General features: G+C 63.9%; 19 protein-coding genes. 8 read left to right on the forward strand and 11 right to left on the reverse strand.

Annotated features, from left to right (window positions below):
• Positions 1-5 precede the first annotated feature (5 nt).
• The 5 genes from leuS to ACDK93_RS13790 all read right to left on the reverse strand — a co-directional run bounded on the left by leuS (position 6) and on the right by ACDK93_RS13790 (position 6526).
• Entirely contained in the window at positions 6-2813 is a 2808-nt protein-coding gene (leuS, locus tag ACDK93_RS13770; protein WP_458069387.1) for a leucine--tRNA ligase, read from the reverse strand.
• A 117-nt stretch (positions 2814-2930) separates the two neighbouring features.
• Positions 2931-3578 carry a PqiC family protein gene (locus ACDK93_RS13775; RefSeq protein WP_458069389.1) on the reverse strand — a complete coding sequence of 216 codons (648 nt, stop codon included), beginning with the start codon at positions 3576-3578 and terminating at the stop codon, positions 2931-2933.
• On the reverse strand, positions 3575-5272 hold the full coding sequence (locus tag ACDK93_RS13780) for a PqiB family protein (protein WP_458069391.1): 1698 nt from the start codon (positions 5270-5272) through the stop codon (positions 3575-3577). Before ACDK93_RS13780 ends, ACDK93_RS13775 begins: the two co-directional genes overlap by 4 nt.
• The gene (locus tag ACDK93_RS13785; RefSeq protein ID WP_458072469.1) at positions 5265-5894 is read right to left on the reverse strand and encodes a paraquat-inducible protein A; all 630 of its coding nucleotides are present in this window, start codon (positions 5892-5894) and stop codon (positions 5265-5267) included. Before ACDK93_RS13785 ends, ACDK93_RS13780 begins: the two co-directional genes overlap by 8 nt.
• A 14-nt stretch (positions 5895-5908) precedes the next feature.
• Positions 5909-6526, reverse strand: coding sequence for a paraquat-inducible protein A (locus ACDK93_RS13790; protein ID WP_458069392.1), 618 nt, complete (start codon positions 6524-6526; stop codon positions 5909-5911).
• Between the two features lie 161 nt (positions 6527-6687).
• On the opposite strand from ACDK93_RS13790, the gene trxA reads away from it, so the two are divergent.
• Positions 6688-7557, forward strand: a complete 870-nt coding sequence (gene trxA, locus ACDK93_RS13795) for a thioredoxin (protein WP_458069394.1) — start codon at positions 6688-6690, stop codon at positions 7555-7557.
• Positions 7558-7591: 34 nt separating this feature from the next.
• Positions 7592-8044, forward strand: a complete 453-nt coding sequence (locus ACDK93_RS13800) for a DUF4442 domain-containing protein (RefSeq protein WP_458069396.1) — start codon at positions 7592-7594, stop codon at positions 8042-8044.
• Between the two features lie 43 nt (positions 8045-8087).
• Here ACDK93_RS13800 and ACDK93_RS13805 read toward each other — a convergent pair whose 3' ends face one another.
• Together ACDK93_RS13805 and ACDK93_RS13810 are read right to left on the reverse strand one after the other, a co-directional pair.
• Positions 8088-8738 (reverse strand): hypothetical protein, encoded by a 651-nt coding sequence (locus tag ACDK93_RS13805; protein WP_458069397.1) that lies wholly within the window; start codon positions 8736-8738, stop codon positions 8088-8090.
• Positions 8739-8740: 2 nt separating this feature from the next.
• Positions 8741-9268 (reverse strand): RNA polymerase sigma factor, encoded by a 528-nt coding sequence (locus ACDK93_RS13810; RefSeq protein WP_458069398.1) that lies wholly within the window; start codon positions 9266-9268, stop codon positions 8741-8743.
• Positions 9269-9401: 133 nt separating this feature from the next.
• On the opposite strand from ACDK93_RS13810, the gene ACDK93_RS13815 reads away from it, so the two are divergent.
• The 6 genes from ACDK93_RS13815 to rapA all read left to right on the forward strand — a co-directional run bounded on the left by ACDK93_RS13815 (position 9402) and on the right by rapA (position 20813).
• Positions 9402-10079: a DUF502 domain-containing protein gene (locus ACDK93_RS13815; protein ID WP_458069399.1), complete on the forward strand. Its 678-nt coding sequence runs from the start codon at positions 9402-9404 to the stop codon at positions 10077-10079.
• 44 nt (positions 10080-10123) lie between these two features.
• Complete coding sequence (locus ACDK93_RS13820) at positions 10124-11893, forward strand: M14 family metallopeptidase (protein WP_458072471.1); 1770 nt, start codon at positions 10124-10126, stop codon at positions 11891-11893.
• A 283-nt stretch (positions 11894-12176) separates the two neighbouring features.
• Positions 12177-14318, forward strand: a complete 2142-nt coding sequence (locus tag ACDK93_RS13825) for a M13 family metallopeptidase (RefSeq protein WP_458069401.1) — start codon at positions 12177-12179, stop codon at positions 14316-14318.
• 372 nt (positions 14319-14690) lie between these two features.
• A complete protein-coding gene (locus ACDK93_RS13830; protein WP_458069403.1) occupies positions 14691-17051 on the forward strand; it encodes a catecholate siderophore receptor Fiu in 2361 nt (786 codons plus the stop codon).
• A 105-nt stretch (positions 17052-17156) separates the two neighbouring features.
• A complete protein-coding gene (locus ACDK93_RS13835) occupies positions 17157-17834 on the forward strand; it encodes a Fe2+-dependent dioxygenase (protein WP_458069404.1) in 678 nt (225 codons plus the stop codon).
• A 123-nt stretch (positions 17835-17957) separates the two neighbouring features.
• Complete coding sequence (gene rapA / locus ACDK93_RS13840; protein WP_458069405.1) at positions 17958-20813, forward strand: RNA polymerase-associated protein RapA; 2856 nt, start codon at positions 17958-17960, stop codon at positions 20811-20813.
• A gap of 2 nt (positions 20814-20815) precedes the next feature.
• Here rapA and ACDK93_RS13845 read toward each other — a convergent pair whose 3' ends face one another.
• The 4 genes from ACDK93_RS13845 to ACDK93_RS13860 all read right to left on the reverse strand — a co-directional run bounded on the left by ACDK93_RS13845 (position 20816) and on the right by ACDK93_RS13860 (position 24817).
• Positions 20816-21481 carry a rhomboid family intramembrane serine protease gene (locus tag ACDK93_RS13845; protein ID WP_458069406.1) on the reverse strand — a complete coding sequence of 222 codons (666 nt, stop codon included), beginning with the start codon at positions 21479-21481 and terminating at the stop codon, positions 20816-20818.
• A 221-nt stretch (positions 21482-21702) separates the two neighbouring features.
• Complete coding sequence (locus tag ACDK93_RS13850) at positions 21703-22422, reverse strand: C40 family peptidase (protein WP_458069407.1); 720 nt, start codon at positions 22420-22422, stop codon at positions 21703-21705.
• A gap of 243 nt (positions 22423-22665) precedes the next feature.
• The gene (locus ACDK93_RS13855) at positions 22666-23376 is read right to left on the reverse strand and encodes a YggS family pyridoxal phosphate-dependent enzyme (RefSeq protein WP_458069408.1); all 711 of its coding nucleotides are present in this window, start codon (positions 23374-23376) and stop codon (positions 22666-22668) included.
• Positions 23377-23392: 16 nt separating this feature from the next.
• Positions 23393-24817 carry a M20 family metallopeptidase gene (locus ACDK93_RS13860; RefSeq protein ID WP_458072473.1) on the reverse strand — a complete coding sequence of 475 codons (1425 nt, stop codon included), beginning with the start codon at positions 24815-24817 and terminating at the stop codon, positions 23393-23395.
• Positions 24818-24830: the final 13 nt, after the last annotated feature.

Below are 24830 nucleotides of genomic sequence, written 5' to 3' on the forward strand. Positions count from 1 at the left end.
GGATTTCATCCTGCGACGATGTTGACGATCTTGCCCGGTACCACGATGACCTTGCGTACGTTGAGGCCTTCCAGAAAGTGCGCCACCTGCGGCTGAGCGCGCGCCAATGCCTCGGCCTCCTCCCTGGAGGCGCCGGCCGGCAGCTCGATGGTAGCGCGCAATTTGCCATTGACCTGAACCGCCAGCGTGAGCGTATCGCGAACCATCGCCGCCGGGTCGGCTTTCGGCCACGGCTGGTCTTCCAGTACGGTCTGCGGATGGCCCAGCACCTGCCACAGCGCGTGGCTGATGTGCGGCACCACCGGGTTCAGCAGCAGCACCATGCTTTCCAGCGCCTCATGCCGCACCGCCCGACCCTGCCCGCTCTGGTCGGTGAACTTGTTCAGCGCGTTGAGCAGCTCCATCAGCGCCGCGATCGCCGTGTTGAAGGCGTGGCGGCGGCCGAAATCGTCGCTGACCTTCTGGATGGTTTCGTGCACCTGCCGGCGCATGGCTTTCTGCCCGGGGTCCAGCGCGCCCGGATCGACCACCGGATGATCGGGGTTGGCCGCATGCGCCGTCACTTCGCGCCACACGCGCTTGAGGAAACGCGACATGCCCTCGACGCCGGCCTCGCTCCACTCCAGCGACTGCTCCGGCGGCGCGGCAAACATCGAGAACAATCGCACGGTATCAGCGCCGTACTTGCCGACCATCGACTGCGGATCGATGCCGTTGTTCTTCGACTTGGACATTTTTTCGATGCCGCCGATCTGCACCGGCTGGCCGTCGGCTTTCAAGCGTGCGCCGATCACGCGCGCTTTTTCATCGCGCTCGATTTCGACATCGGCCGGATTGATCCAGTCCTTCGAGCCATCGGTGTTGTCGCGGTAATACGTTTCGGCAATGACCATGCCCTGGCACAGCAGGTTGGTCGCCGGTTCGTCGCTGTGCACCAGACCTTCGTCGCGCAGCAGCTTGTAATAGAAGCGGAAATACAGCAGATGCAGGATCGCGTGCTCGATGCCGCCGATGTACTGGTCGACCGGCAGCCAGTAGTTGGCGCGGTCGTCCACCTGCGTGCTGGCGCCGGGGCTGGTGTAGCGGGCGTAATACCAGCTCGACTCCATGAAGGTGTCGAAGGTGTCTGTTTCGCGTTCGGCCGCGCCGCCGCAGGTGGGGCAGACCGTCTTGCGCCACTCGGGGTCGGCCTTGATCGGCGACTGCACGGTGCCGACCTTCGAATACGCGTCGGCCACGTCCTCGGGCAGGATCACCGGCAGCTGATCTTCCGGCACCGGCACGTCGCCGCAGGTCGCGCAACGGATCACCGGAATCGGGCAGCCCCAGTAGCGCTGGCGGCTGACGCCCCAGTCGCGCAGGCGATAGTTGACCCGGCGCGAGCCGGTGCCGTCGCGCTCGAAGCGCGCCGCCAGCGCATTCAGCGCCTGGCTGAAATCCATGCCATCGTATTCGCCGGAATTGACCAGGATGCCTTTAGCACCCCAGGCGGCCTCCTCGTGGATGCGTCGTTCGAATTCTTCCACGATGCGCAGCGGCGCGGAAATATCCTGCGCGTTGGCATCGCGACCGCTCAGCGCGGCCTGCATCGGATCGACGCCGACGCCCAATGCGATGTCGTGCTGAATTTCGTTCAGTGCGTCGATGACGGATGGATCGACAACCACCATGCGAATCGGCAGGCTGTACTTCTGCGCAAATTCCCAGTCGCGCTGATCGTGCGCCGGCACCGCCATCACCGCGCCGGTGCCGTAGCCCATCAGCACGAAGTTGGCCACGTAGACGGGAATTTCTTCGCCGCTGATCGGATGGATCGCGCGCAGGCCGGTATCCATGCCGCGCTTTTCCTGGGTCTCCAGCTCAGCCTCGGAGACGCCGCCCTGGCGCAGCTCGGCGATAAAGGCAGCCAGCGGCGGATTGCTTTGCGCCGCATGCATGGCCAGCGGATGTTCGGCCGCGATGGAGACGAAGGTCACGCCCATCAGGGTGTCGGGGCGCGTGGTGAACACATCGAGTGGCGCCAGCATTTGGCCGTCCGGATCGTTGACCGCAAAGCGGATCTCCAGACCCTCGCTGCGCCCGATCCAGTTGCGCTGCATGGTCTTTACCGCATCGGGCCAGCCCGGCAGGGTGTCCAGGCCTTCCAGCAGCTGCTGCGCGTAGTCGGTGATCTTGAGGAACCACTGCGGAATCTCGCGCTTTTCCACCAGCGCGCCGGTGCGCCAGCCGCGGCCGTCGATCACCTGCTCGTTGGCCAGCACGGTCTGGTCGACCGGGTCCCAGTTCACCACGGAATTCTTGCGGTAGGCCAGGCCCTTTTTCATCAGCCGCACGAACATCCGCTGCTCATGCACGTAGTAGTCGGGCCGGCAGGTGGCGAACTCGCGCGTCCAGTCGATCGCATAGCCCATCGACTGCAGCTGCGCGCGCATGTGCTCGATATTGGCGTAGGTCCACTTGGCCGGCGCGGTCTTGTTCTTGATCGCGGCGTTTTCAGCCGGCAGGCCAAACGCATCCCAGCCCATCGGCTGCAGCACGTTTTTGCCCTGCATGCGCTGGTAGCGGCTGATCACGTCGCCAATCGTGTAGTTGCGCACGTGACCCATGTGCAGCGCACCGGAGGGATACGGCAGCATCGACAGGCAGTAGAACTTCGGCTTGGAGGGATCCTCCTTTACCTCGTACGCGTGCTGTTCTCCCCAGTACCTCTGAGCGGCATTTTCCACGGCCGCGGCGGAGTAGCCCTGCTCCGGCGATTGCCCTGGCTCGGCAGCCCCCTGTGACAGGGAGCTGGTGTCTTGAATGTCCTGCATGAGTGCGGCGCCGTGATGCGGTGGGCCCGAGCCGGCGACGGCCGGCTGCGGTTAACGGATCAGACTAGCCCAGCGCGGCCCCGGCGCCAAGCCTTGACGCGTTGGCCGCGCGTACTCTCAAGCGCCTGGACAGGCCGGCGTCTGGCCGTTGCCCAGCGATTGCGCGGCAGCTGCGATCTGCGCCGCCAGCCTCGCAATCGCACGCTGATGGCCCTGTACCAGGGCGTCATAGCCTGCACCCACGGTCTCGCTGACCCGACTGTTGCAGGACAGCGCGCCGCCCTGACCGTTGCCACCGTGCATCAGCCGCACGCTCCAGCTGCCGTCAATGAGCGCATAGCTGCCCGGGAGCGAGTCGAAGCGCCGTACATCGAGCTTGATTCGCAGCAGCGGCTTGTCGTTACCGGGCAACGCACTGACGTCTTCGCTGTGCAGCTGGCGCGCCAGATCGGTCGACAGCGCACTGCGCAACTCGTCGCCCAGCGGCGCGATCCAGCGCTCGCCGTTGAGCAGCGCCACGCCCTGACTGCCATCGCGCACCACCAGCTGCGGCTGGTCGACCTGCGCCGGTACGGTGACTGGCAGCAGTTCGAACGGCAGCGACGCCATGGCCGGGCTCGACGACGCGGTGTCGGAAGTCGGGTCGGTCGCCGGTGGAACCAGCGTGTAGTAGTGCAGCGGCGCCGAGGCGCAGCCGGCCAGCGTCAGTGCGATGCCCCAGCCAAGCAGGCGCCTGCCGCGGTGAAAAAGGCCTGCACGAATCATGGCTTGCTCCCTTGCTGCGGTGAGTGGGGTGGCGCGGGCGGTGCCGCCGGTGCGGGCTTGGCGTCGGCGCCGCGGCCGCGGATAAGCGCCTCGGGGTGATCGCCCAGGTAGTCGATCAGCACGCGCACCGAGCGCGCCGCGCGCTGCACTTCCTGCAACGTCGTGCCGAGGTTCTGCTGCAGCGGCGAATCGCCGGACAGTGCATCGCCCGCCGTATTGACGGTTTTCTGCACGCCCTTCATGGTGGTGTCGAGCTCGGGCAAGGTCTTGCCGTTGACCTGCTTCAACGTCGCGCTGAGTCCGGCCAGCGTCTGGTTGAGGTTGTTGCCGATCGCCTCGAACGGGATCTTGTCGATCTTGTCGACAATCTCCGCCGCCTGCTCCTGCAACTTGTCGAAGCTGCCGGCAGCCGTCGGAATCATCAGCGGCCGGGCGTTCGTGTCGAATGCCACTTTCGGCGCGTTCTTGATGAAGTCCATCGAGATATACAGCTGGCCGGTGAGCAGGTTGCCGGTGCGCGCCTGCGCGCGCAGGCCGTGATCGACCAGGCGCCCCATCATCTGGGTCATGTCCGGATTTTCGCCGCGCGCCTTCACCAGCGCCTGCAGCTTGTCATAGGCGGTGCCCAGACGCTGCGGATACACCACCGCGCCGACGATCAGCGGGAAGGTCTGCGTCTTCTCGTCGTAATCCAGCCGGACCGAAACCACGTTGCCGATTTTCACGCCGAGGAACTCCACGGGCGCGTTGACGTCGAGGCCGCGCATCGATTTTTCGAAGCGCATGCGGATGTAGTGCGGCGTGCCATCGGGCGGCGCCATGGCCGTGCCCTGATCGGCAAACAGCTGGAACTGCGCATCCTGCGCCGCCGGCGTGCTGTCGTGCGGCCCCGGCGGGTCCTGAAACGCCAGACCGCCAGCCACAACCGTGGCCAGCGACTCGGTGTTGAGCTTCAGGCCATCCGCACCCAGCGACACATCCACGCCGCTGGCGTTCCAGAAGCGCGTCGAAGTGGTCACGAACCTGTCGTTCGGGCCGTCGATAAAGATCTGCATCGACACGCCTTTACCGTTCTGATCCAGCCGGTACGACACCACACGGCCGACTTGGATGCGCCGGTAGTAAACCGGCGAGCCGATGTCGAGCGAACCCAGGTCATCGCTATGCAATACGAAGCTTCGCCCCGGCGCCGAATGATTCACCGCCGGCGGCGTTTCCAGACCCTTGAAGTGCTCCTCGGAGGTCTGCGAATCGCCGACGTCGGCGCCGATGAAGGCCCCGGACAGCAGGGTATCGATGCCGGACACGCCGCCGATGCCGATGCGCGGACGCACCACCCAGAAGCGCGTGCCCTGGGTGGCGAAACTCTTGGCGCTCTTGGCCAGCGCCACTTTTACCTTGACGTGGGAGCGATCCTCGCTGAGCTCGATCTTGTCGACCTTGCCGATCACCACGTTCTTGTATTTCACCGGCGTCTTGCCGGCGTCCAGGCCTTCGGCGGTCTGGAAGGTGATGGTGATCTCCGGGCCGGCCTGCAGCACGCTGTTGACGATCAGCGAGATGCCGATCACCGCCGCCAGCGCCGGCACCAGCCAGATCAGCGAGGCGCTGAAACGCTTGCGGCGCTTGACCACGGGGTGTGGCAGCCCGTCGCGTTCGGGCTGGTCCAGTTCGTTGCTGCGTTCGTCAGTCATCGCTATCTCTGCTATCCCAAATCAGCCGGGGGTCGAAGCTCATCGACGCCAGCATGGTCAATACCACGGTCAGGCCGAAAAAAATCACGCCGGGCAACGGCTCCACCCTGCTCAATACACTGAAGCGCACCAGCGCCGACAGCAGCGCCACCACAAACACGTCCAGCATCGACCAGTAGCCGATGAACTCCACCAGCCGGTACAGCCGGGCGCGCTGCGGTTGCGCCCAGTCGGTGCGCATGTGGCTGCTGATCAGCAGGGTGCCCAGCACCAGGAACTTCAGCATCGGCACCATGATGCTGGCGACAAAGACAATGATCGCCAGATCGGCCGAGCCGTTGATCCACAGCTCCTTGACGCCGCTGAGGATGGTGTTGTCGTCCACATCGTTGAGGCTGGCCGTGCGCATGATCGGCAGAAAATTGGCCGGCAGGTACATCATGAACGCCGCCAGCAGCAGGGCCCAGGTACGCGCATAGGTGGCCGGCTTGCGCCGATGCAGCGCCGAACCGCAGCGCGGGCAGAACGCGTCCGCGACACCCTCGGCCGGCTGGCGGCAAACCAGCCGGCAGACGTGGCAGCCGATCAGGCCCAGATCAGCTGCCCGCGGCAGCGCTTGCACCTGCTCCGGCGCGCTCATGCCGAATCCTTCATGCGCATGTCCCACAGCTCGCGCATGTCAACGCGGGCGAAAATGGTGATAAGCACCGTCAGCACCGCGTAAGCGTAAATACCGGGATCGGCCACCACATCGAAATAGACCTTGGCCTTGACGATAGCCACCAGCGCGCCGAGCACGAACACCTCGCTCATGGTCCACGGCCCGATGTAGTGCAGCGTCACCATGATCGGCACAAAGCCCGGTGCGCAGCGCCGCTGCCGGGCGAACCAGAGCAACCAGCCAATAGACAGCATTTTGACCAGCGGAAAAAAGAACAGCGTGGCTGCCGCCAGTACAGCAATAACCTGAGCACTGGATTGCCACATCGTGATGATCGCGCCCCACAGCGTGGTGCTGCTGTGCTGCCCGTTGAGGCCCAGCGTGACGATGGGCCAGAGATTGGCCTGCACAAACACGATGAACGCGGTGAGCACCAGCGCCAGCATCGTGTTGGGATTGAGGCTGTGGAAGTGCTCCAGCGTGGCGCCGCAGCAGGCGCACTTGCCCACTTCGCCACGCGTCATCGCGCGGCGACGGTGAACCGTGTCGCACTCTTCGCAGATCTGCAGCGCTTCCAGAGACGTGGTGCTCATGCGGTCAAGAGGTTTGCTCGGACGTGGCCAGTGGTTGGATTCTCGCAAATCTGCGGCCCCGGCGCTGAACGTCGGGAACCGCATGCAGGCTTGATATGCTGACACCCGCCCCGATCTGGCAAGCACCGGATCGCACTGTATCTACCCCGATGGAAAATTCCGTGACTGAGAAAGCCGCCGTCTCCCACGTCTTCGATGTAACCCAGCAAGGCTTCGAGGCCGAGGTGCTGCAGGCCTCCATGAGCACACCCGTGCTGGTGGATTTCTGGGCCGAATGGTGCGAACCGTGCAAGACGCTCGGGCCGATGCTGGAAAAGCTCGCCGCCGAATACAACGGCGCGTTTCGCCTCGGCAAGGTCGACGTGGAGGCGCAGCAGGAACTGGCCGGCATGTTCGGCATCCGCAGCATCCCCACCGTGATGCTGGTGAAGGATGGCCAGGTGCTCGACGGCTTTGCCGGCGCGCTGCCGGAGAGCCAGCTGCGCGAATTCCTGTCCCGTCACGTGCAGCCGCTCGAAGCTGCGCCGCAACCGGACGCTGTCGATGAAGCCGCCCTGGAAACGCCCGAGCAGGCGATTGACCGGCTGCAGCAGGCGATCGCCGCCGAGCCGGACAAGGCCGAGCTGAAACTCGAGCTGGCGCTGGCGCTGATGCGCGGCGGCCAGGCGGATGCGGCAGAAGCCGAACTCACCGCCCTGCCGGCCAACCTCGCCATCGACGCGCGCGCGCAGCGCCTGCGCAGCCAGCTCGATCTGGCCCGCGCGCTGGAGGGTGCCCCTTCACTGGCCGAACTGCGTCAGCGCATTGCCGTCAACGCCAGCGACTGGGCCGCGCACGACCTGCTCGGCGTGCGCCTGCTGCTGGAAGACGAGCCCGCCGCCGGACTCGACGAATTTCTGCTCATCCTCAAGGGCGATCGCGAGTGGAACGACAACCAGGCCAAGAAGCGCCTGCTCGCCGCGTTCGCCACTTTGGATGACGCCGAACTGGTCGGCAGCTACCGCCGCAAGATGGCTTCGCTGCTGTTTTGATGCGCGGCGATCCAGCGCATGGAGCATTGACGCGATGAAAGCCTCCACCTTTCGTCGCGTGATGAACCTGTGGCCGCCGTTTCTGTTCAACAGCATTCGCGTGCAGAGCATCAGCCCCGATTACACGGAGGCGAAGGTCGTGCTGCGTCTGCGACCGTGGAACCGAAATTACGTCGGCAGCCAGTTTGGCGGCAACCTGTTCGCCATGACCGATCCGTTCTGGATGCTGCTGGTGATGCACCAGCTGGGCAACGACTACATCGTCTGGGACAAGGCCGGCGCCATCGATTTTGTTGCGCCCGGTCGCGAGAACGTCTACGCGCACTTCAAGCTTGATCCGGCCGTGGTAGATCAGCTGCGCGCCGCGGCCGCCGACGGCGGCAAGGTGCTGCACTGGTTCGAAACCGATGTGGTTACGGCATCGGGCGAAGTGATCGCCCGCGTGCGCAAACAGGTTTACGTACGGCTGAAGCCCAGAGCGCGCTGATCGCAGAAGGTGAAGTGGACGATGCCGCTCCCGTCGGGCGGCATCACTCCCGCTCGAAACGGACAATTTCATCTAGGAATTTGTCCATTCTTCGTACACTACGGCCTACTGCTTGGTTTTCTATCACATGGGCGTATCCCATGCGACGCATGAGCCAGATCACGAGCACCACCAGAAGAAGCCCGACGCAGCTGCTTGATAACGCCCAGTAGATGAAGGACGCCTTCTGTGTCCAAGGATCGATACCGTGCCAGGCGAGATTCATCCACGTCACCGGGATCCAGATGAAACAGCCGAGCACCGCGTGGAAGGGGGTCTCGACACGATATTTCCACGCGCGCAGATCAGCCAGACGGCTCTGGATCACGATCACCGACGCGGCGTAGTCGATTCGGTGGATCAGATAAAGATTTCGCGCGGCAAACACGACAAGCATCAGCCCAAACGCATGCACCACCAAACCGCAGATCAGCAGGTGCGTGATGTGCAAACGCGTTGCCCAAAATGCGCCTGCCATGATTGCCAATACCAAACCGATAGCCATCTGAATCCATTGTCCGAAGATCAACGGCCGCAGTCCCTTTCGCGCCTTGTCGAGTGTTGAGTCCTTGAATAGCCGCAGGCTCAGCGCATTCTGCTTTTCGAGTTGACGACTCAACGTCTGCCAGGCCAGTTTCATCTCGTCGAGTTCCATGGTCATGCTCCGGTTGTCGCTGCGCCGGTCATTTGCCCGCGCAGCGTGTGTTTTATGCGGCTTATCTTGGTTGCCACATTAGTTTCGCTGATGCCGAGAATCTCGGCGATCTCGCCGTAGCTGCGGTCCTCCAGATACAGCAGAATCAGCGCGCGATTGAGTTCATCGAGCTGGCCGATAAACGCATACAGCGCCGTCAGTCGCTCGTTGGGTTCCGCGATCGATTCGCCGCCGCCAACGGTTTCCAGATGCCTCGCCTCCAGCGGTTCGAAACGCTCGCCGTCGGACCAGCGCGCGCGGCGCGCCTGCGAAATGGCGACGTTCAACGCGATGCGATACATCCAGGTGGAAAACTTTGCCCGCGCCTCGTCGTAGCTGCCAAACGAGCGCCACAGCTGCGCGCTGATTTCCTGCATCAGATCATCGCGATCGGCCACGCTGCGGCTGTAAAGCGCGGCGACCTTGAACACGACACCGCGATGCTGCTGCAGCAGATGTTCGAAACGTTGCTGGTGGTGTCTGGCGGTCATCGACGCGGTGGTTTCCCCAAGGTTCCATCCATGATTCGCACGGGCGCAGAAAAAATCACAGCACGCGGCAGGCAGGTTGAGCGGTCAACGGCTCCCCTACAATGACGGCGTCCCCGCCCAATAGAATTTTTCGATGCCCCCTCTGCGCGTCAAACGCTACCTGATCACCGGCCTGCTGACCTTTATTCCGCTGTGGGTGACCTGGCTGGTCTTCAAATTTGTGCTGGGCCTGCTCGCCGGCATCGGCGCACCGATGGTTACCGCGCTGCTCGGCGCGCTGGCGCTGGTGGCACCGAAGGCCGCCAGCGCGCTCAACGCCGAATGGCTGGTTTCCATCATTGCGCTGCTGATTACCCTGGCCGCGCTTTACCTGCTGGGCTTTGTCGCCAACCGCGTGATCGGTCAGCGCTTCATCAACGCCTTCGACGGCCTGCTGGCGCGCATTCCCGTCGTGCAGACCATTTACGGCGGCACCAAGAAGCTAATGGCCGTGCTGCAGAACAAACCCTCCGGCGTGCAGCGCGTGGTGCTGGTGGAGTTTCCCCGGCGGGGCATGAAGGTCGTGGGGTTCGTCACCCGCGTCATGCACGAGGACGGCGGCAGCCGCGAAATGGCCTCGGTGTTCATCCCGACCACGCCCAACCCGACCGGCGGCTATCTGGTGGTGGTGCCGCTGGACGAGCTGACGCCGACCGACTGGACGATGGATCAGGCGATGGCCTTCATTATTTCCGGCGGCGCGGTGGCGCCCGACACGCTGCCCGCCTCGCCCGTGGCGTTTGGCGATCGCCTTGACGGAGATCGTCCATGAGTCGGCGCGCACGCCTGCTGATGCTTTCGACTCTGCTGGCCGGCATGGGCCTGACCGCGCAGGCAAACGCTTCCAGCGCCAAGGACTGGATCACGCCGGCCGAAGCGACCAAGTTCAGCACGACGCCAAGCTATGCCGAAACGCTCGCCTATCTGCAGCGGCTGCAGCAGGCGGCGCCCGGTGTGATTCATCTGCAAACCTTCGGCACCACGCCCGAGGGCCGGCCGATGATGGCGGTGATCGCCAGCGGCGACGGCAGCTTCGATCCCGCGGCGGCGCGCAAGGCCGGCAAGCCGGTGGTGCTGGTGCAGGCGGGCATTCATCCCGGCGAGATCGAGGGCAAGGATGCGGGCCTGATCCTGCTGCGCGATATCGCCATCACGCACAACTATCTGCATCTGCTCGATCACCTGGTGCTGGTCTATATCCCTGTGTTCAGCGTCGACGGCCACGAGAACTCGTCGCCCTACAACCGCATCAACCAGAACGGCCCCGCCAGCATGGGCTTTCGCGCGCAGTCGCAGTACCTCAACCTCAACCGCGATTACATCAAGGCCGACGCGCCGGAAATGCTGGCGTGGCTGAAGCTATGGCAGACCTGGCTGCCGGACTTGCTGATCGACGTGCACACCACCGACGGCGCCGATTATCAGTACGACCTGACCTGGTATACCGAAGACCCGCACAAACTCGACCCAGCCATCAGCGCCTGGCAGCACGACGCCATCGTCGATCACGCGATACCGGCGTACGAAAAGCGTGGCCATCTCGCATCGATCTATCTGGAATTCAAGGACGGCCGCGATCCGCGCAAGGGCATCGAGAATTTCGGTTCCGGCCCGCGCTTTTCCACCGGCTACGCGGCGCTGCAGAACCGCCCCGCCCTGCTGATCGAAACCCACATGCTGAAGAGTTACCGGACGCGCGTGCAGGCCACCGTCGATCTGGTCGAGCTGATGCTGGAACAGGTCAACCAGCACCCGGCCGCGCTGCTCGCCGCCACGGCCAAGGCCGATGCCAACGTCATTGCACGTGCGCGCGATGCGCAGGCCAGCATGCCGCTGACTTTCAAGGCCGATCCGCAGTCCACGCCGTTCACGCTGAAAGGCTATGCGTTCACCCTCACACACAGCGATATCTCCGACAGCGACTGGATTCAGTACGACCCCAGCAAGCCAAAAACCTATGCCATCGAAAACTGGAACGGCCTGCTGCCCGACCTATCCGTCGCGCCGCCAGCCGCCTACGCGGTACCCGCGCAGTGGACCGCAATCATCGACAAGCTCGACGCGCACGGCATTCGCTATCGGCGGCTCGATCATGCGGTGACCATCCACGCCGAGGGCTACCAGCTCGATCAACCGAAGTGGGCGAACCAGCCGTTCGAAGGCCATCTGATGCTGCGCAATTTCGCGCTGCACACGGTCGCGCGCGACGTCACCCTGCCGGCCGGCTCGGTGATCGTGCCGATGGATCAACGCGCCGCCAACGTCGCGATCAACCTGCTGGAACCGCAGGCGCCCGATTCGCTGCTGCAGTGGGGTTTCCTCAACGCGATCTTCGAGCAGAAGGAATACGGCGAGCCGCGCGTGCTGGAAAAACTGGCGCGCGAGCTGATGGCCAAGGATCCCGCGCTGAAAACGCAGTTCGAGAAGAAGCTGCACGATGACCCGGCATTCGCAGCCGACACCAATGCCCGGTTGAGCTTTTTCTACGAGCGCTCACCCTGGTACGCCGTGCAGCGCGTCGGCGCCTATCCGGTGCTTCGGCTTGGTGGGGCACAGGCTGCGGAGTTCATCACTTCCACGCCCTAACGCGCCGATCGCTTGCACGAAAAAAACCTCTGCCGATGTATCGAGTCTGCAGCCTCGACGGTCTGCGCTGGATTGCCCTCGTTTCGGCGATATCGTTGCCGCCGTCGGAACACGCTTTTAACAGACCGTTAGCCCCCCCCTGACCTTTGACACTGTCTCACCCATGACGTATGACCTAGCGTCGGCAGGTGCGGCTGCGTGTTGCGGGGCATCCGGCAACCCGCCGCCAAGGCATTACCACGCTATTCGCCCGACGGGCGACATCAATCACAGAGGGAAATCCATGACGAAGCAGTATTTGAAGCCCCTGGCGCTGGCCGTGAGCCTGGCCCTGTCACTGACCGCCTGCGGCAAGAGCGACGAGCAGGCCGCCGCGCCAACGCCCGCCCCGGCCGCCACCGCCGCAGCACCGGCGCCGAGCGCGAGCGCCGCACCGGCGGCAGCGGCGACGACAGCCAGCATTTTCGACGTCAGCGAACTCGACCCGAACCTCAAGGCATGCGCTGACTTCAACGGCTTCGTCAACGCCAAGTGGATCGCCGCCAATCCGATTCCGGCCGATCAAAGCAGCTGGGGCGCGTTCAATATTCTCAACGAAAAGAGCCTGAAGACCCAGCACGAGATCGTCGATGACGCCGCCAAGAATGCCGACAGCGCCAAGCCCGGTTCAATCGAACAGAAGATCGGTTGGCTCTATCACTCCGGCATGGACGAGGCGACCATCGAGAAGAACGGCTTCGATCCGATCAAGCCCAAGCTCGATGCGATCGCCGGCCTGAAGAGCGGCGCCGACGTGGCCAATTTCATCACCAAGAGCTACGCCGACGGTGACATGCAGGTGTTCCAGTTTGGCGCCAGCGGCGACTTCAAGCACGCTGACACGCAGATCGGCTTCGCCAACGAGGCAGGCCTGGGTCTGCCGACCAAGGACTACTACACCAAGCCGGAATACAAGGATATCCGCGACGCCTACGTGGCCTACATCGCCAAGTCGCTCGAGCTGACCGGCGTGTCCGAAGCCGACGCCAAGAAGCAGGCCGACGACGTGCTGAAGTTCGAGACCGCACTGGCAGCCGCCTCGCTGTCGCCGGTGGAAGAGCGCGACATCAAGAACGAGTACCACTTCGTCACCGTTAAAGAAGCCGACAGGGTCACCCCGCATTTCAGCTGGGAGAAATTCTTCGACGCCCAGGGCGTGAAGATCGACAAGGGATTCTCTCTGTCGCAGCCGAAGTTCTTCGCCCAGTTCGACAAGATGCTGGCCAGCACGCCGGTCGACCAGTGGCAGGCCTATCTGCGCTTCCACACGATCGACGATGCCTCGCCGTACCTGAGCAAGAATTTCCAGGACAACAAGTTCGCCTTCTACGGCACCACCCTGGCTGGTCAGCCGCAGCAGCGTCCGCAGTGGAAGCGCGTGCTTGGCGCGGTCAACGCCAGCATGGGTGAAGCCCTGGGTCAGCTCTACGTCGCCAAGGAGTTCACGCCGGAGGCCAAGCAGCGCGCCGAAGAGCTGGTCACCAACATCCGCAATGCGCTGAAGGCGCGCATCGAAAACCTCGACTGGATGAGCGCCGACACCAAGGCCAAGGCGATCGACAAGTGGAACAAGTTCCTGCCCAAGATCGGCTACCCCGACAAGTGGCGTGACTGGTCCGGCCTCGACATCAAGCCGGACAATTACTACGCCAATATCCAGGCTGCCAACAAGTTCAACTACGACTACGACATCGCCAAGATCGGCAAGCCGACCGACCGCAAGGAATGGGGCATGACCCCGCAGACGGTCAACGCGTACTACAACCCGAGCGACAACACGATCAATTTCCCGGCCGCGATTCTGCAGCCGCCGTTCTTCGATGCCAAGGCCGACGACGCGATCAACTACGGCGGCATCGGTGCCGTGATCGGTCACGAATCCAGCCACGGCTTCGACGACCAGGGCAGCCAGTTCGACGGCGACGGCAATCAGAGGGACTGGTGGACCAAGGACGACAAGGCCAAGTTCGACGCGCGCACCGACAAGTTGGTCAAGCAGTTTGACGAGTACGCACCGCTGAAGGACAAGCCGGACCTGCACGTCAACGGCAAGCTGACACTGGGCGAGAACATCGCCGACCTGGGTGGCCTCAACGTCGCCTACGACGCGCTGCAGACCGCGTTGAAAGCCAACCCGACCGAAGCGAACCAGAAAATCGACGGCTACACCGAAGATCAGCGCTTCTTCCTCAACTGGGCGCGCGTGTGGCGCGGCAGCATGCGCGAGAAGACCTCGATCCTGCGCATCAACACCGACCCGCATGCCCCGATGGGCCTGCGTGCGATCGGTGCGCCGTCGAACATGCCGGCCTTTGCTGCCGCGTTCGAGTGCAAGCCGGGCGATGCCATGGTGCGTCCGGCCGATACCCAGGTGAAGATCTGGTAAGTCGCGACACCCAATACCGCTGATCGAAGCGGTATCGAAACGAAAAGCCCCGCATGCGAATGCGGGGCTTTTTCATGGGCTCGCGCGCGACCTCGCAACCCGACTCCGGCAACTCGGATAAACTCGCCAATGCGATAAGTATTGCAAATCATTCTCATTAAAAATATCGTATGCAACTACTTGCGGTGCCAGCCAGAGCGGAAATGCCGCCGGATGCTGGTTGCTGCAATTCGTCAGGGGTTAGGCCGCGCCGAGCGTTGGCGTGGCTAATCCCGCTGATCCAACGCCCTGCATCCAGCCACTGCAGACTTTCTGCACTCGCAAGACGCGTCAGGTTTTTCGACACGAAACGCTTCAACAAACGGAATTTCCATGGCCTTCATCAAGAGCCGCAAGCACCCGACCGTCGCGAGCCATTACGCTTCACACTCCTCGAAAACCTGTTCCGGCGTGGTTGCCGCTGCCGCCCTGCTGACCGGTTTCGCGCTGGCGCTGCCGGCCGCCGCGGCGGATGGTTCAAGCGCGCCGATCACGACCGACGCACAGACCACCGATGCGAAGAATCTTCAGGGCGTCAAGGTCACCGCCAATGGCGTCAGCGATTACCGCGTCGACAAGGTGGCCTCACCGAAATTCACCCAGCCGCTGCTCGACACCACCCAGACCGTCAGCATCATAAGCAGGGACCTGATCCAGCAGCAGGGCGCCACTACGCTCACTGAAGCACTGAAAAACAGCCCGGGCGTCGGCACGTTCTACGCTGGCGAAAACGGCACCACATCGACCGGCGACGCCATCTACATGCGCGGGTTCGACACCTCCAACAGCATCTTCGTCGACGGCGTGCGCGATCTCGGCTCTATCTCGCGCGACACCTTCAATATCGAGCAGATCGAAGTGTTCAAGGGCCCGGCCGGCACGGACAACGGCCGGACCGCGCCGACCGGCGCGATCGATCTGGTGAGCAAGCAGCCGGTCATCGGCAACGCCGTGTCCGCTGGCGTGTCGTACGGCGGTGGCGGCAACCGCCGCCGCACGACCGCCGACGTGAACCAGACCATCAGCGACACCTCCGCCTTTCGTGTCAACGTGATGGGCCAGGATGCCGGCGTTCCCGGACGTGACAAGGTCGAAAACAATCGCTGGGGCGTTGCTCCAACCCTGGCCTTCGGCCTCGGCACGGCAACGCGGGTGTATCTGGATTACCTGCACATCAAGCAGAACAACGTGCCCGACGGCGGCGTGCCAACCATCGGCCTGCCCGGCTACAGCAGCCCCGATCCGACCCGCCCGCAGTTGTCCAACGCGGCGATGGTGGACTCGAGCAATTTCTACGGCACCGACAACGACTTCGATCGTGTCAAGGCCGACATGTTCACTGCACGCGTCGAGCACGATTTTTCGCCCGACGTCGCCTTGCACAACACCCTGCGCTGGGGCCGCACCAGCGAGGACTATCTGCTCACCTCGTTTCTCGGCAGCGCCGCCAACCTGCTGACGCCGGACATCAACAATCCGTCCACCTGGACCATCGCGCGCAGCAACCCGACGTTCAAGCAGCAGGTCAACACGATCCTCACCGACCAGGCCAACGTCACCGCGAATTTCGAAACCGGCAGCATCGTCCACAATCTCAGCGCTGGCGTCGAGCTGACCCAGGAAAAGCTGTCCACTGGCGGCCTTGGCGTACTCAACGCCAGCAAGTGGCCCGCGGCAAATCTGTACGACCCGTATGCGGACGTGCAGGGTCTGATCTACGGCAATACCGGTGCGCATTCGAACGGCAAGACCGATACCGAAGCGGCCTACCTCTTCGACACGCTGAAATTTGGCGAGCGGTGGCAAGTGAACGCCGGCGTGCGACTGGACCATTACTCCACCGATTTCAGCAGCGCCGTGGTGTGCGGGGCGCGCAACGGGCCGGCCTGCGGCGCGGCGCCGGCGGGCACCATTCTTCCGGGCGTCAATGCCAGCAAGTCCGGCAACCTGCCGAACTACAAGCTCGGCGTGCTGTACAAGCCGGCGGACAACGGCAGCATCTACGCCAACTTTGCCGTCTCCGAGGAGCCGCCGGGCGGCAGCAGCCTGTCGCTGAGTTCGTCAGCCAACAGCGCCGACAACCCGATCTTCGATCCGGAAAAGGCACGCACGATCGAGTTCGGCACCAAGTGGGATCTGCTCGGCCAGAAGCTTTTTGTTACGGCGGCGCTCTATCGCACGACAGTGAGCAACGACGTGGTGCAGGATCCGGTCGATCTGCAGTATTACCAGATCGGCAAAAAGCGTGTGCAGGGCATCGAACTCACCGCGGTGGGCAAGATCACCGAAAACTGGGCCGTCAGCACCGGCTTCACCACGATGAACGCCACCGTCGACAGCGGGCCCAACGTGTCGGCCGATGGCTCCAGCGATCTGGCGTACACGCCGAAGAGCGCCTTCACCGCGTGGACCACGTACCACTTGCCGTTCAACCTCACCATCGGCGGCGGCGTGCGTTACTCCGGCGAGCTCAAGCGCGGCACGGACAACGCCATCGGCACGCCGGCGTATACCGATGCCTACTGGGTGTTCGACGCCATGGCGAGCTACCCGGTAAACAAGCACCTCAGTCTGCAGCTCAACGTCTACAACCTGTTCGACAAGAGCTACGTCGCCTCGATCAACAAGAGCGGCTATCGTTACATTCCCGGAACCCCGCGCTCGGCCATGATCACGGCCAATCTGCAGTTTTGATCGAACGTGCGCCAGCCGGACCTCTTGATCGACAAGTGTTAGAAAACCGGCCCGCTGGAAAATCGCCCGGCGGGCCGAAACGACAGGCACGCGCCGGAGTTCGCCATGTTGCTGCATGTTCCCGCTGTTCTGAGTCGAGCTCAGGTCACCCAGATGCACGAGGCACTGGACGCTGCGGACTGGACCGACGGGCGCGAGACGGTGGGCCCGCAGGGCGCGCAGGTGAAGCAGAATCAGCAGTTGCCCAATGCGTCGCCGCTGCGCGCCGAACTGGGCAGGGTCGTTCTGTCAGCGCTCGCCAATCAACCGCTCTACCACTCCGCCACGCTGCCGCTGCGTACCCTGCATCCACGCTTCAACCGCTATGAGGGCGGCGGCCAGTATGGCTTGCACGTCGATGGTGCCGTGATGGGCCTGCCAGCCGGCGGCCACCTGCGCAGCGATATCTCCTGCACGCTTTTTCTCAGCGAGCCGGACGACTACGACGGCGGCGAGCTGATCGTCAGCGACACCTATGGCGAGCACGAGATCAAACTGCCGGCCGGCGATCTCATCATCTACCCGTCCAGCAGCCTCCACCGGGTGCAGCCGGTTTCCCGCGGCACGCGACTTGCGGCGTTTTTCTGGGTGCAGAGCATGATCCGCGACGGCGCGCGCCGGCGCATGCTGTTCGAACTGGACACCTCGGTGCAAACGCTCACGCGCGCCGGCGCCGACGCCGACGTGCTGCTGACGCTTACCGGCATCTATCACAATCTTCTGCGGCAATGGGCTGAAACCTGAGGCCGGCGGTCGCCGCTGTCGACATCGGTGGCAACGGGTGGCGCGGCTTGCGCGACGTCAGCGGTTCCCAGCGAGCGCGTGTGGGCGGATAATCGTCGGCCCTTGATGCAACACGGCGATTCAATGTTCGTTCCTGGTCAACGCTGGATCTCTTCCGCCGAACCCGAGCTGGGTCTCGGCACCGTTCTTCGCGTCGAAGGACGCGGTGTGCAGATACTTTTTGCCAAGGCGGGCATTCTTCGCCCCTATGCGATCGACTCCGCGCCGCTGTTGCGCGCTGAATTTCGCGCGGGGCAGCGTGTCTCGGGCAAGGGCATCGCCTTTCTGGTGGAACGCGTGGAGATTCGCGACGAGCTGCTGATCTATCGCGGCGAAGGCCGCGAGCTGGAGGAAGGCCAGCTCGACGACGAGCAGAGCGTAAGCCAGGCCGATGACCGCTTGATCGGTGGCCGCACCGATTCGGTCGCGCAGTTCGAGCTTCGATTGGAAGGTCTTAGGCGGCGTGCCGAGGGGCGCCGTTCGCCTGCATGGGGGCTCGGTGCCGCGCGCATCGGGCTGGTGCCGCATCAGCTGCGCGTGGCGGGTATCGCTTCCGCGCGCCGACCGCCGCGCGTGCTGCTGGCCGACGAGGTGGGTCTGGGCAAAACGATCGAAGCGGGCATGATCATCGCGCGCCAGCTCGCCACCGGCCGCGCGTCGCGCGTGCTGCTGCTGTTGCCCGATACGCTGGTCTATCAGTGGTTTGTCGAGCTGCTGCGCCGCTTCAACCTGAGCTTTGCCATCTACGACGAGGAGCGCTGCGAGGCGCTGCAGTCGTCCGGCGAGGACCACGCCGAAGATGCCGGCAATCCGTTCGAAGACGAACAGCTGGTGATCGCCGACTTCGGCTTTCTGGAAAACTCGCCGAAATACGCCGCGCAGCTGCTGGCCGCACCGTGGGATCTGCTGGTGGTGGACGAGGCGCATCATCTGGCCTGGTCACCGGAGGCGACCAGCCCGCGCTATGCGATGGTGGAGAAACTCGCCGCCGCAATTCCCGGCGTGATCCTGCTCACCGCCACGCCCGAGCAGCTTGGCCGCAGCGGTCACTTCGCCCGGCTGCGCCTGCTCGATCCCCAGCGTTACCACGATCTGGACGGCTATCTGGCCGAAGCCGACGACTATCAGGCGCTGTCAGCCATCGCCGATCGGCTGCTCGACGGTGTCGCGCTGGACGATGCCCAGCGGCAGACTCTGGCCAATGCTTTTGATGGCGACGAGACGCTGACCGCTTATCTGGCCGACGCCACCAAGCCCGCCCATGCGCGCGAGCTGCTGGCCGCGCTGATCGACCGCCACGGCACCGGCCGCGCGATGTTCCGCAACCGACGCGCCGGCATCGGCGGCTTTCCCAATCGCGTGCCCGAGTGGCATGTGCTGGATGCCGATACGGTCGAGGACAGCACGCGCCAGTCGCTGCTGGCCGAGTTCCATGCCGATATCCAGCAGCCGCCGGTGTTGATGGAGGTGAACTACGCCAACGATCCGCGCATCGACGCGCTGATCTCGCTGCTGGAAAAATTTCCGCAGGACAAGTTTCTGCTGATCTGCCGCAGCCAGGCCAAGGTGCTGGCGCTGGAAGAGGCGCTGCGCACGCGCAGCGGCGTCGGCGTGGCGCGTTTCCACGAAGGCCTGGGGATCATTCAGCGCGACCGCAACGCCGCGTATTTCGCCCAGCCCGACGGCGCGCGACTGCTGCTGTGTTCGGAGATCGGTTCGGAAGGCCGCAATTTCCAGTTCGCGCATCATTTGATCCTGTGGGATCTGCCGCTCGACCCCGACCTGCTCGAACAGCGCATCGGCCGACTCGACCGCATCGGCCAGCAGCACGACATCCAGATCCATATTCTGGTGGTCGCCGACAGCGCCCAGCACGTGCTGGCGCGCTGGTACGACGAGGGCGTCAACGCCTTCCGGGTCAGTCCTGCCGACGGCCGCGAGCTGCTGCGACGCTACGGCGAACCGCTGGCCAAGCTGGCCGACGAACACGCCCGCGGCGACGACAACCGCGACCAGGAGCTCGACGTGCTGCTGGCCGAGACGCGCAGCAGCCATGAGCAGATGGCCGAATTGATCAGCGCCGGCCGCGACCACCTGCTGGAGCTGGCCGCCAGCCGCGACCTGCATGCCGACGAGCTGCAGCAGGCGTTCTCGCGCGAGGATCGCGACCCCGGCCGCGACGGTTTCATCCAGCGCCTGCTGGAGGCCTTCGGCATCCACGCCGAGGAGCTGAGCAGCCAGGTGCTGCTGCTCGATCCGCAATACCTCTCCACCGACGCCCTTCCCGGCTTCGCCGAAGGCCCGCAGTCGGTCACCTTTTCGCGCGAAGTGGCGCTGGCGCGCGAGGACTTGCCGCTGCTGCGCCTCGATCACCCGCTGATCGCCGGCGCGATGGATCTGGCGCTGTCCGGCGAACAGGGCAACGCGGCCTTTATGGTCGACGACGAACTGCCGCCACGCTCGGCCCTGCTGCAGGCCGTCTACGTGCTCGAATGCGTGGCCGAGCGCAAGCTGGATGCGGAGCGCTTTCTGCCCACGCTGCCGATCGTGGTTACGGTGGATACAAAGCTGGCCGAGCGCGTCGATTTCCAGCCCAGCGAAACGGCCCTGCGCCGCGCCCCGCAGCGCACGATCGAAGTGGTCCGCTACCGCAAGTTTCTCAACAAGCTGGTGCCGCCGATGCTGGGGCGTGCGGAAAAGCTGGCCGAGGCCTGCGCGCAAACCAGCATCGACGACGCGCTGGCGCTGGCGACGAGCACGCTGGACGCGGAGCTGTCGCGTCTGGTGGCCCTGCACGCGGTCAACCCCTCGATCAGCGAGACCGAGATCACCGCCGTGGCCGACGAACGCACCGCCCTGCTGGCGGCGCTGCCACAGTCGCGGCTGCGGCTGGATGCGGTGCGCTTCGTGGTCAGCGCCGACTTTCTGGTGCTGCGCTGATCTCAGCGCAGCAGAAGTCGTTTGGGCTTGATCGGCAGCTTGCCGCGCCAGTACTGGATCATCGCGTAGCCGCCGACCATGCCGCCCAGGTGCGCAAAATGGGCGACACCGGCCTGTGTGCCGGTCACGCCGAGGAACAGCTCGATCACCGCATAGCCAGTGACGAATAGCCACGCCGGCATCGGCACGGGGAAAAACATCAGCATCATTTTTTCGTGCGGATACAGCATGCCGAAGGCCAGCAGCAGCCCGAAAATCGCCCCGGAGGCGCCGATCGTGGGATAGAAACCGTGGGTGAACCACTGCACGACGATCAGCTGCGCCACCGCCGCGACGATGGCGCAGACAAAATAATAGATAAGAAAGTTGCGCGTACCGAACGTGCGCTCGATCGTGCCGCCAAACATGTACAGCGCGATCATGTTGAACAGGATGTGGGTAAAACTCCCGTGCATGAACGCGTATGTCACCACCTGCCACGGCTGGAACCCTACAGTCACCACCTGACCATCGCCAAGAGCACCGCTGACGTCCGGCCCCCACGGCCAGAGAGCAAAGTGCTGGGTCAGCGCAAAGGTGCTCGAATCGTGCAGCAGATACTGGAGCGCAAACACCACCACGTTGGCGATCAGCAGATTGCGGGTGGCAACGGGTAAATCAGTGGGCATGGATCGTCTTCCGGGTAGCGGCGCGAACGGATCGCCCCGCGTTGCTTAAGTAGTGGAGTGCAAGACCGCCCGGCGCAAGGTATTCGCTCAAGCAAAAACGTTAACGATGGTGCTTCATTCATGTGCCGTGCGTATTCCATGTGCCGTGCGTCTTCGTGCCGGCCTGCAAGCAAAAGCCGCCTTGCGGCGGCCTTGACTACAACGGGGTGAGGGCCATTGCCTCAGCCGTGACGATCCACCATCGCAATCGCCTCAGGACGCTTGGCGCCGGCAAAGTGCTTGGCCCAGTAGGCCTCGTCCAGGCTGGACACCTGCACGCTCTGACCGGTGGTCGGCGAGTGGATGAACTGACCGTTGGAGATATAGATACCGACATGCGAAATGCTGCGCTTGCCGTGCGTGCGGAAAAACACCAGATCGCCTGGCTTCATGTCCGCGCGTGCCACTTTCAGACCCGACAGGAACTGCGAGGCGGAATTGGTCGGCAGCTGCATGCCGATGGCATGAGCGAACACATAACGCACGAAACCGCTGCAGTCGAAACCGGTGGACGGGTCACGGCCGCCGCGAACGTAGCGGATATCGCGAAGATTCATCGCCAGACCGATCAGCGCCTTGCGCACGTCGGAAATGTTCTGGAGGTTGGCGGTTGCCGAATTCTGGTCGTCCGAGCCGCTTTGGCCTGTGGCATTGCCGCTTTTGGCGCTGTTCTTTGCGAGAGAGGATTTTTCTTTGACGCCGGCAATCTCGGCGTAGGCGGGCGCGGCGGACTGGGCGAGCATGGCGGCAGGGCTGAAGGCCGATGCCTGGGTGAGGAGCTGGGGACCGACGGAAGCGATGACCGGGGCGGCGGTGGCGGCGTTGTTGCTGGCGAGTACGGGACCGGACGCGAAGAGTACGGAAACGAGCGCAGCAGCAAGGGTCAGTCGTTTGGTCGGCATGCGGGATATCCCCCTTTTTTATTGCAGAAATCCGTCGCTTTCGTGTTCGGCGACGTGATCGATAAGTGAAGTTAACAAGAACCGACCGTGCATATGTTCGATTGAAGTTAACTAAACTCTGTCGTTCCGGAAATGTGCAATAACGGCAAGTTAGAGGACAATCCATTGAATTGAAACAGTATTTTTTAGGCGATACGAGCCTAGACGAACGCGTCGCGTCAAAGTCTTTACGGATTAATTACGTTAAAAGGCCACACGCGGCGGCCGTGCGCCGAAGATGGCCGAGCCGATTCGCACCTCGGTGGCGCCTTCGGCGATGGCGAGGGCGAAGTCGCCACTCATGCCCATCGACAGTCTCGGCAGATCGTGCCCCCAGCCGGCGGCCTCATCCCGCAGCTGACGCAGTTGACGGAAGCATGCGCGCACTTCATCCGCCCGGTCGGATTGCACCGCCAGGGTCATCAATCCGCGCACAGCCAGGGCGTCGAAGCCGCGCAAGGCGTCCAGAAACCCGTGCAACTGCTCGGGAAGCAGGCCGTATTTGCTGGGTTCGGGCGAGGTCTTGACCTGCACCAGCACGTCGATGGCCCGCCCCTCATGCTGAAGACGGCGGTGCAGCGCCTCGGCCAGTTCGAGCCGGTCCAGCGACTGCACCTCGCTGGCCAGTCGGGCCACATCCTTGGCCTTGTTGGTCTGCAGGTGGCCGATCATCACCCAGTCGATGCCGCAGTCGGCCAGCGCGGGAGATTTTTCACGTACCTCCTGCGCCTTGTTTTCGCCGAAGCGGTGCAGGCCCAGCGCAACCGCCGCGCGTATCAGCTCGGGTCCAAACGTCTTGCTGACCGGAAGAATGGTGACTTCGGCCGGGTTGCGCCCGGCCTCGACGCAGGCCTGGGCGACGCGGCCACGCACTTGCGACCAGTTGACCGCCAGGTCATCGGTAGCGGTGCTCATGCGCGCGCCGGAACGCTCACGCCTTACCGCCTGCCTGAAAGTGCCGGGCGACAACCTCGGCCACGACCATAGTCACCTTCTTGCCGGTCGGGATATGCAGAAACTCGTTCGGCCCGTGTGCATTGGAGTGCGGCCCCAGCACGCCGGTGATGAGGAACTGCGCCCTGGGAAACTTCTCGCCCAGCATGCCCATGAACGGGATGCTGCCTCCCTCGCCCATGTATGCCGCCGGCGCGCCGAAATAATGCTGCGAGGCGTCGGCCACGGCCTGCTCCAGCCACGGCGACAGCTGCGGCGCGTTCCAGCCGCTGCCGTCCTTTTCCAGCTTGAAGCTGACCTTGGCGCCGTACGGCGGATCAGCTTCCAGCAGCTGCTTGACGAACTCGCCGGCCTTGGCGCCGTTGAGCGTGGGCGGCACGCGCAGGCTCAGCTTGACCGACGTCTGCGGCCGCAGCACGTTGCCGGCGCTGTCCAGCGGCGGCATGCCGCCGACACCGGTGACGGCCAGCTGCGGGCGCCAGGTGCGGTTGAGCACCAGTTCGGCCAGATCGGAGGTCACCGGCTGCATGCCCTCGACCCAGGGAAACTTGTCGTAGATCTCCGCGCCCAGCACCTCGGCGCAGACCTTGGCCTGCTCGATGCGCTGCGGCGGAATGTCAACGTGGAGTTCCTTCGGCTTGATCTGGCCGGTGACCGGATCCTCCAGCCGCGACAGCAGCTCGCGCAGAATGCGGAAGCTCGAAGGCACCACGCCGGACGCATCGCCCGAGTGCACGCCTTCCTCCAGCACCTGCACGGTGAGGTTGCCGCCGGTCATGCCGCGCAAAGAGGTGGTCAGCCACAGCTGGTCGTAGTTGGCGCAGCCCGAATCGAGGCAGACCACCAGCGACGGGCTGCCGATGCGCGGCGCCAGATGGTCGACGTAAAACGGCAGGTCGTAGCTGCCGGATTCCTCGCAGGCCTCGATCATGATCACGCAGCGCGCGTGCGGTACGCCCTGCTCGTGCAGCGCCAGCAGCGCTGCCAGCGAGCCGAAGATCGCATAGCCATCATCGGCGCCGCCGCGGCCGTAGAGCTTGTCGCCCTTGATCACCGGCGTCCACGGACCGAGGTCGTCGGCCCAGCCGGTCATTTCCGGCTGCTTGTCCAGATGGCCGTACAGCATGACGGTGTCGTCGCTGGCGCCGGGCACCTCGATATAAATGAGCGGCGTGCGGCCTTCCAGCCGGACCACCTCGAGCGTGGCGCCGGGCAGCTGGCTCAGTTTGGAGCGCGCCCAGTCTTCCATTAGCTTGACCGCCGCATCCATGTAGCCGTGTTCGGCCCACTGGGCGTCGAACATCGGCGACTTGTTGGGGATACGGATGTACTCGACCAGCTGCGGCACGATCTCGGCGTCCCACAGGCCGCTGACGAAATCAGAAAGGCGGTCGGGATCCATCTTGCGGGCAATG

Source organism: Rhodanobacter sp. BL-MT-08, from assembly GCF_054161255.1.